At 49.6% G+C, this 9164-nt stretch carries 3 protein-coding genes; all 3 read left to right on the top strand.

The genetic code is table 11. The annotated features are described in order from the left end of the window. Positions 1–87: 87 nt before the first annotated feature. Positions 88–1251, top strand: coding sequence for a TrbL/VirB6 family protein (locus GAC_RS01490; protein WP_458797000.1), 1164 nt, complete (start codon positions 88–90; stop codon positions 1249–1251). Between the two features lie 11 nt (positions 1252–1262). Further along, positions 1263–5393 carry a type IV secretion system protein gene (locus tag GAC_RS01485; protein ID WP_012659011.1) on the top strand — a complete coding sequence of 1377 codons (4131 nt, stop codon included), beginning with the start codon at positions 1263–1265 and terminating at the stop codon, positions 5391–5393. After that, positions 5356–9164 (top strand): type IV secretion system protein (locus GAC_RS01480; RefSeq protein WP_037349085.1); only part of this gene is annotated, 3809 nt, incomplete at its 3' end. The genes GAC_RS01485 and GAC_RS01480, both read left to right, overlap by 38 nt.

Genomic DNA, 9164 nt, shown 5'->3' with positions numbered 1-9164 from the left:
ATTGTGAAGTGGACAGAAGAAAGAGTGCGTTCCGCGCTNTACGGCAATAAAGACAAAGCTGGTGGGCAGGAAAGCGTTGTAGCCAGCATGTACAGGCACATTAGCACGGATGGTCCGTTCAACAGGCTTGTGAATGCATTGCTGATTTTATATGTGATGGTCAGCGCACTTTACTTCTTTTTGGGGTTCTCCAGGGCGTCGATCTTCCAGTTGTTTATCATCTTTGCAAAAGTCATAATCGTGGTGTACGTAATACGCCCGGACAGCTGGACCTTTTTTAACGATCATCTGTTCAAATTGTTTACAGATGGCCCCAAAAGTTTGATTGCCGTCATGACTGGTGGTGTTGGAAACACCGATGATTTTGGATTTATGGATGGCATACTATATAGGTTTTCGGTCTCGCAAACGTGGATTCAGCTGCTAGCACTCATATTTTCTGGCCCTGTGGGGTGGCTCACAGTGGTGCTAATTTTCTGGGGGCTGTTCCTCCTGGTGGAATGCATGTTCAGTGCGGTGGTGATATACCTAATATCCATTATGCTGATAGCGCTGTTGTTGTGTATAGCGCCGTTCTTTTTGATATGCGTGCTGTTTAAACGTACCAAGGCGATATTTGATGCTTGGATAAAGGTATTGTTACAAACTGCGATGCAGCCGGTTTTGATCTTCTCTTGCGTTGCCGTGATGGTGCAAGTAGTCAACAGTGTAATATATGCGATGCTCAACTTCCAAGTGTGCGAAGCTTGCGTTTTGTCGCTAGACTTGAAAATCGCCACTTTGTGCGTGCTACGCTTTCTTCTACCAATGGGAATAGTCCCGATCATGCCGGTTAGCGATGTTGTAAGGGAGTTATACAATACTGGAGAAACGATCCTCATAGGAATACCTGGCCCGCTATTTAACGTGCTAATTTTTGTGGCCGTGGCCCACGCTACTAGGGACTTTGTGATCACCAGTGGTGAGATGTGTAGTATCATGTTCGGTGCGTTTACCAACCTGTCCGATGTGGGTGGAAGCGCAGCGCAGGCTCTGTTGAGCGTAGTTGGAATGGATAAAATGACTGGACATATGGCGGAACAGCAGAAACATCAGTCCGCGCTCTTCTACAGAGGGGCAGGTGCCGGACGCGAGGAGAGCTTTGCTTCCAGACTCATGCCTACTTCCCCAGTGGCACAGACTGGTGCCGGTGCACCTGCCAAGCGCAAGCCTATTGTTGTCCATCCTGCTGATCCTCCGGCTAGCTTTTAGATGGTATAGGGATGTTCAGGTTACTGCTCATTGCGTTGGTGTTGCTAATCTCCGGCTGTGGTGGGGTGTGCCTAGAGCCTGGGAAGGGCGTGAGCAGCAGCTCTGTTGAAGTAAAGGTGCCAGTGCAACCACCTGGTGCTTCCAGGCAGAACCCAGCGACCTATTGGGTGAATTCAGGTTACCTTGTTAAGGAGGATACCGAGCTAAAACTTACGGTTGAAAACACTATCAGCCTTTGTCCCAAGGATGCCAGCACTCCGGCTACGGTAAAAATGTTTCCCGAAGATTTGACGTCTTCCCGCTCCGAGCACGAATTTTATGATACCCTGCTCGATGTTGTAGAGGGCGATCGGGTGACCTTCTTCCCATTTCTTTATGATTTGGAATTTCCATCTTGCGAGAGGATAGGAAACGAAGAAAGCTTTGTAATCTACTATGGAAATAGTGACTTTTACAAGGACAAGGAGTGTAAGCTGGGTGTTAACTCGAAGGATATATGCTCTTCCGGCGCCTATGGCGGCTCAGCGTCACTGTACTACAAGGTCCTGAAAAATGGCAAGACAGAATGTGAGGAGGTGCGTGAAGGTATTGAATTGCCCAAGCTTGGGGGCAGTGATGTGCAAACTCCGCGTCTTGCGTTTCCTCTGGGCTACCTATCGAAGATTACGAGGGATGACAAACAGGGGGTTTTGAAATCTAACTCAAAGTACATGATCGCTACTGGGCGCATTCATGATGGAAGGACAGTTAAGATTAGTGGCCCACCAGAAATAACGACAGCGCTGTGCACGGAGCTGAAGAAAGACAAGTGCATTACCAGGGTGATGGAGGGGAGGAGCCTTGCTGATCTCAAGCAGAACCAAAACCCAGGGAAGTATGAGAAGGGTGTAGGTTGCAACAGTACGCAGCAATCTGGTGGTAGCCAGACCAAACCCGACTATGATGCCCTGCTCAGGGGGTATACGGAGTATGACATAAGCTGTAATTGTGATCTGATATGTGCACCCTCAGATCAGGTGAACAAGGAGGACTGCACACGCTCCATTGTGCGGGTTATGAATGGTAAAGTCATGTGCCCCACAACGAAGCCTAAGAAAACCATACAAGACAACACGACGATAGATTTTGAGCAGAATCCCGATGCACTTAAAGATTATTTGGATCTGCCAGCAGATGTAAACGACGTTAAAAACGCCGCTTACGAGCTCGCTGAAGGTGCGGTTGCCGTTATTACCGATAAGGGCAAAGACATAACCAAAGACTGTAGCGGCAGTAGTTGTACATTTCTTCCCGAGGAGGTAAAGGATCTCTCCGGAGCTGGAAAGTTTAGTGAGCAAAGCCTCAGGATGCACAAGAGTTATGAGGTGAAAAAAAGCGGCAGACTGTTCCTCTCATATATCAAACCTAAAAATAATAGTGGCACTTCTGTCCGGAGTGATACAAGTAACAAAGAGGAGATGCAGGGCTTTTATACGCTAAAAGTCCACAGGACGTGTTACGCGACCGCGGGCAAGAAGCTGTACATGTACATAGGGGAAAACGCACCAACATTTTTGCCTGGTAAAAATGGTAGTAACGATGCCGTGGAGCTTGATTTGGAGAAGGATGGTCTGAACCCCAAGGGTATATACTACATCAACAAGAAGAAAGACGGTAATAATGGCAGTAACGGCAATAATGGTATTAGCGGCAAGAAAGGATATTTATACTTTGGGATAGCCGTTGATGCAGAATACGACAATCAGCTCAAAGATAGTAACCACCCGGATAACTATTATTCAGTACGGCTCTGGGTTCCCACCTGGGAGCCAATAATTTCCAAGTTTTTTGCGCTCCTGCAAGGCACCCTACTGAACATACTGTATGGCACCGAAATGTCGACTACACAGGGTGTTGCAGACGTTGACAAGGTTGACAACATAGCATCCGCGGTTGCGAAATCTATTAAGGAAAACAAGAAGGGGGCCATACAGCAAATATACAGCAATCAGGTGACGTCAAAGCCCTTCTGGATGCTCATCCAAGGGGTGCTTACCTTGTACCTCATGTTTTCCGCATTGGGGTACATTATGGGTGTGATCAAAATTACCAAGTACGATCTCGCCATAAGAGTTGCAAAGGTGGTATTCCTGGTGTGCGTGTTCTCACAGGATAGCTGGAGATTTTTCAACGAGCACTGCTTCAGCATGTTCATTGGAGGAGTGTCAGACATTATTGAGGCGTTCAATGGGTACCTAGATGGCGATAGGTCGTTCAAGTTTTTAGATGCAACCTTGGGGATACTTCTGACCTCAGAGCTTTGGTTAAGGCTTCTTGCCCTAATAGCAGCAGGCCCTGTTGGTTGGCTCGCGTTTGTTGGGGTGGTTTGGGCATTAATAGAGTTCTTCCTGGCCATGTTTGAAGCCATGATCATGTATTTGTTCTCGATCTTGACCGTGGCATTTCTAATCACCCTGGCCCCGATATTTTTTTCCTTCATATTGTTTCAGCGCACCCGACAGCTGTTCGATGGGTGGCTTAAGATGCTCATGAATTTCTCGCTCCAGCCGATCATCATATTTGCTTCGCTTGCGTTTTTGAATCAAATGATCCTGACCAGCTTGCATGCAGTTACCGACTTTACCGCCTGTGAGAACTGCGCTATAGGCCTTAACATACCTTCTGACGACCCCGGTACTCCTAACAGGCCAGATATATGCCTGCTGCCGGTCATGTTGCCTATAGGCTTTTCCAATGAGCTTTCTATAGATGATAGGCACCGCGAGGGACTCGCTAGGGAAGACGTAGGATTTATGGGCCTGCCGTTCGGTGTTGCTATTGCCATGATACTCATACTATGCTGCAAATCTATCAGGGCGTTTGTGAAGATTTCTGAGACTCTGGCTCACTCAATATCTGGTAGTGTTGCTAGTATAACGGCGAGTGCTATGGGGGCTACCCAGGGCATGCTTGGGGTCGTAGGCCTAGATGCTGCCTCACAACAGCGGATTGCAGCAGCCAGAGGTATGGTGCCGCCAGGAGAAGAGAAGCTGCAGTTCGAAAACAGGGATGGCGTGCGACCAATGCAGGAGGGTGCCGATCCGAAATTTTCAGAGCCCGATGGGGGCGGAGATACTGCGGCCCGTGCGGCAGTACAGGGCGTTGACGGCTCTACTGTCCCGGATGCCGGACCCGGCTATGATACCGCTACTGGGGCTAGTCAGGATAGCGACAGTGTAACTGGTGGTGGAGCGCCGAGAGTAGGGGTGCCAGATGTGACTGATTTCGGTGGGCCTGGTGGCGGGGAATTACCACTTATGGGTGATCAGTCAAGTGATATGGTTCAAGGTGCTACTTCGGGCGGTGATGAAGATGTGAGCAGGTCTGGAATTCCGGATGATGTCGGTGTAGCGCACTACGAGGAAGTGGGTGCAGATGCGCCTATGGGGCCTGGCGGAGAGGGGGCCGAGGACGATTCGTACGGGAGAGACATGCTCAGTGGTGCCAGCGATGATGAGCAATCTGGGTTGCATACTGATTCACAGTTTGATGCAGGCCCTGAATGGGGGGATGAGCCATCACTTTTTGCGGGCGCAGATGTGCCGCCAGCTGGTGATACTGGTGCTGCGGACTCAGAAGAGCTCAGACATGGTGCCCAAGATAGTGGTGCCCAAGATAGTGGTGCCCAAGATAGTGGTGTACATCACGAAGATAATTTGGATGATCAGTCCCTAGAACAAGGCGTTGGTAGTTCCGATTCTAGCGATTCTGGTGCTGATACGGACGAAATGGACCGTGCCGACACCACATCTCACGCTGAATATTCTGAATCTGATATAGGTCAAGATGATCAACAGCAGGGCCCTGAGGAGGCATCGGCGGATCATGTGCAGACTGCCAGCAGTTCGGAAAATACTGAACAGAGAGACGATTACAGTCATCAAGCTTCCCAGGGATATCAGGCTGAGTTTGTTGACCATCTAAGTGATGATACTGGGGAGGATACAGATGACTCTACAGGTGGGCGTGTAGGTATAGCAGGACACCCTGTAGATGGCGCTGCGGACGGCTACGACAACGGCGATGGGAAGGTCATTGAGGAAAAGTTAAACAAGAACCCGGATAATGACACTCCTGCAGGAGAAAAGCAAGACAAGGAATAGGCGGTCTATTGGTCTGGGAAGCATGGTTACTATTGCGAGGTCAGCTGTAAACAAATTCCTCAGACTACTGCCGCTGTGCCTGCTTGTTGCATCATGTGGAAGTGATGTACCGTTTCCCCGTTGTGTGTCCGCGGACAACTTTAACAGCAATACTACTGCTTCTGTATCGGCTTATTACGGCCCGGGTAACGTGGAGGCGTTCAAAGCTGACGATGGGCAGACAGGTAATGCAAGCACTCCGGGAGCAAATAAGCACATGGTCCGATGGAAGGACACGGGGTTTGTTACTGATGGGGAAGAGATAGTAATAAGCATACAGGGAGCATGGGTTCCCTGGGCTAAGCATGGCGAAAAACACAGCTCGCCATTGGCGGTAAATACTGGCATATCAAGGCCGGTGGACCTAAACGACGAATTTTACGATTCCGTGGTTGATGTAGGTAGGGTGTGCGGCCCTTACGAAGAACGCAAGCACAGCGTGAGCGGTTGTGAGCTTAACTGTAAACACATACCAGCGACTGATGATGAAAATACGGGGCGATACGGGAGGCCATGCTGGCTGGAAAAAGGGTATGGTGCGTATTTGCTGTTCAAACGTCCGGAGGATCCAGATCCGAACTCCACCCTTGATTTAATAGAATACCCCGTGTCTCCAACCACTCACTTGGGGCACGCAGCTGCGGGTGAAGGCAAGGAGGTGTCCTACAGCTCTGGCGGAAAAATATTCGGTAGTGACTGCAAGTCTATTGATCCGCAAAGAGGGTGGAAAATTTACGTCAAAATATTAGACAATTACTACTACGACAACGCCGGTGGTTACAGTTTGGAGTTTAAAAAAGGTGTCATCAACGGCAAAGGTGTCAGGATATTTGAGTATGTGAGAAAGCTAGTCAGAGATGAACTAGACAAGGCTGGGAAGCAGATATTCGGAAACATTGTAGAAAACAAGGGGTTCAGGACCTTCGCATTTGCGGTAATAACCTTGTTTTTGGTCATCTCTGCGCTGGTGTACCTACTTGGGATGGTGCAAGCACCTCTCGCTGACACAATGGTCCGGATACTGAAGATTATCCTGGTAATATTGTTGGTATCTCCCGGTAGTTGGGATTTCTTCCATAATCACCTTCTGAAGCTGTTTACAGGGGGCGTTGACCAAATTATAGCACTAGTCAATAGTCACGCCGCTGGGCAGAAATTCAAGTCCGACGCTCCGTTTGACTTTATGGACGTGATGATTGTGGACAAAATATTCTCCACCGTTGTGTGGGAAGCCAAGGCCAGAGCCCTCATCATGGCGGACTTTGCCTCTATATTTGCGTTGCTGATAATCATAATAGCGGTAATTTGCTACGTAGCCCTGTGCCTCTACGGCTTTATAATTTACCTTACCGCATTTGTGGGGATCACCTTCCTAATCGCGCTGATGCCTATAATGTTTATTGGTATCCTCTTTTCCAGATTCAGAAGCCTTTTTGATGGATGGTTAACGCAGTGCATTAGCTTCTCGATGCAGGCCATACTGATGTTTACCCTGATCGCGATGTTTGGCTCGCTCATAATGCACTACTACTACAGGATTTTCGGCTTTACCGCCTGCTACAACGAGGTGCTGCACATCAAATTTTATGCACTTGGGCACAGAATTATCGATCAGAAATACTACGAGTGGACTCCCGGGCAAAAATACGATCCTATACTAATTGGGTGGAGTGGGTCTTCAAGGAAGGGTGAGCAAACCGACTCTGGAACTTCCGCACGCTATGTGTTTACCGGTGGCGGCGCTATTATTAAGGTTCCACCAGACTACAAAGATAGGGATTTCCGCTATGTGGACTTCCCGTTCCTAGATCCGGATGCTAAAAGTTCTGCGCCTCCAGGTGGGGTGTCTCCTATTAAGAGTCAGGATGGCGAAAAGCTGGAATCTCTAACTTCCTTGACAAATTCGCTCATCGCCAGTGCACGCGGCACATCAACTGCCAGGTTGGTAGAGAAGATAAAGAAAGAGCTAGAAGAACGCGTGAAAGATAAAACCGTGACGAGCGAGACGAAGGACGAGTTTATTAAGGTGATCGAGGAGAGAGAGAAGGAGGACGCACAAGGTAAGAAGGACGTCAAGCAGAAGTACACGGATCTCAAATTCAAAGAGAAGTTGGTGACAACACTGACCACCAAATTGATAGGTACTAGCACGGTGCTCAATCCTACGTCTGCTAAGGATCTTGAAGAGCAGCATGATTACAACATAATCAAGGATCTCAAGAAGGGTTACATAGTTATGTGGCCTGAGGTGTTTGGGCTCATCCTGGTGGCGTTTCTTGTATGGCAGATGAGAGCCTTTGTGCAGCATGTTGCGGTTGTGCTTGCTGGCGGTAGTATACTGTCAAGGACTGTGGCGTCAATGTACAGTGACGGGTTTGTCAGGATATTCTCTCATATCCCAGTTGTTGGTACGCTGATAGATCGTGTAGATAGGGGTATAGATGGGCTCAGAGTCTTGATGCGGGCAAAGGCGGGGGATTTGGCTTCTACTGCTACCAGGATGCCAGAAAACTTGCTGAAGAGGGTGCCTATAGTTGGTGGAGTACTTGGCACGGCTGCCCACGGTGTGAGGTCGCTCTCCAGTGCGCTCACTGCTTCACACACCGAAGAGGATTTGTATTCAATGCGGTCAATTTCGCCCAGATTTGACTACGCTAGGGCGTGGGTGGGCGCCCATTTGGGATACTCACCACTAGATGCGATGAAATATCTAGGTGGCCATGCGCTGGGCCGTATTACGGGTTCCGAGACTGAAGGGTTGATGCACAACATCGTTCAAGATAGGGCAGCATTTTTGAGCAGTCTGGAAGCGCTTACTATTGGAGTTGAGAAGTACAAGCCCAGTGGGTACGCACCTGCGCAAAAGGACGATGATGCGAATCCGTTCGTGCGTCCTGACTTGAAAGATGGTACACAGGGCGCTGATACCCCCAGCAGCAGGCTATTTGATAGCGATGGAAAGTTGCATGTCGATAGGGAAAATTTCTGGGATGCAGTTGATACGCTCCATGGCCTTGGTGCGTTACGTGCCCGTGCGGAGGATCCCGAGGTGCGGGATAGAATAGACGAAGACATGAACAAGCTCAGAAGTGAGATCACTACAGTGGCTCAAGAAAGGCCTGGGGAAGTTCCAGAGCTTGCAGAGTTTGTTGCACCTTCGGGTGACGTCGACTTTGCGCGGCTGATGGAGCATTCCCTTGCTAGGCATGATGCGACAAGGGCAGACGGAACCCATCCCGCTGAGCCCGGTCATGAACGGGGTGCCGGAGGAGAACAGGGTGCAGATGATGAGGCTGCAAGGGCAGGTGTTTCCGAAATGGTTGATGATGTTTTACAGGCACCTGATACTGTTGATAGTGAATCTGGCGATTCCATGGAGGAACGGAGCCGTGATACCGAGTCTAGTGCTCTGCGTGATGCAGTGGATGAGCAGCGTGAAGTTGAAGCAGGCGACGTAGACGAGGTGCAGGCCCCACCAGAAGAGGAGGGCACTTCCAGGACTCCTACGGACCGATTCGAAGATGTGCTTTCGGGTAGCGAAGGAGCCGCTACGGAAGATCTGGCGGGGGGGGTTGTGCCTGAAGGTGAAGTTGGTACACGGACGACTGCTCCGAGTGATGTGCAAGGTGAGCCGCGGGAAGCTGAACCTGATCCGGACTATGATCCCGCTCCAGATTATGATCCCGATCCGGACTACGATCCTGACGCCAGATTATCGACCCTGACTCCGGA

It is taken from the genome of Anaplasma marginale str. Florida (assembly GCF_000215485.1).
In the GTDB taxonomy this organism is placed as follows: domain Bacteria; phylum Pseudomonadota; class Alphaproteobacteria; order Rickettsiales; family Anaplasmataceae; genus Anaplasma; species Anaplasma marginale.
The sequence above is the reverse complement of the archived record's forward strand: the minus strand, read 5'-3'. Positions and strand labels throughout refer to the sequence as shown.

What these genes read in the sequence shown, in the direction of transcription:
- GAC_RS01490 (WP_458797000.1), top strand. Translation starts at nt 88, where the DNA reads ATGTACAGGCACATTAGCACGGATGGTCCGTTCAACAGGCTTGTGAAT.
- GAC_RS01485 (WP_012659011.1), top strand. Translation starts at nt 1,263, where the DNA reads ATGTTCAGGTTACTGCTCATTGCGTTGGTGTTGCTAATCTCCGGCTGT.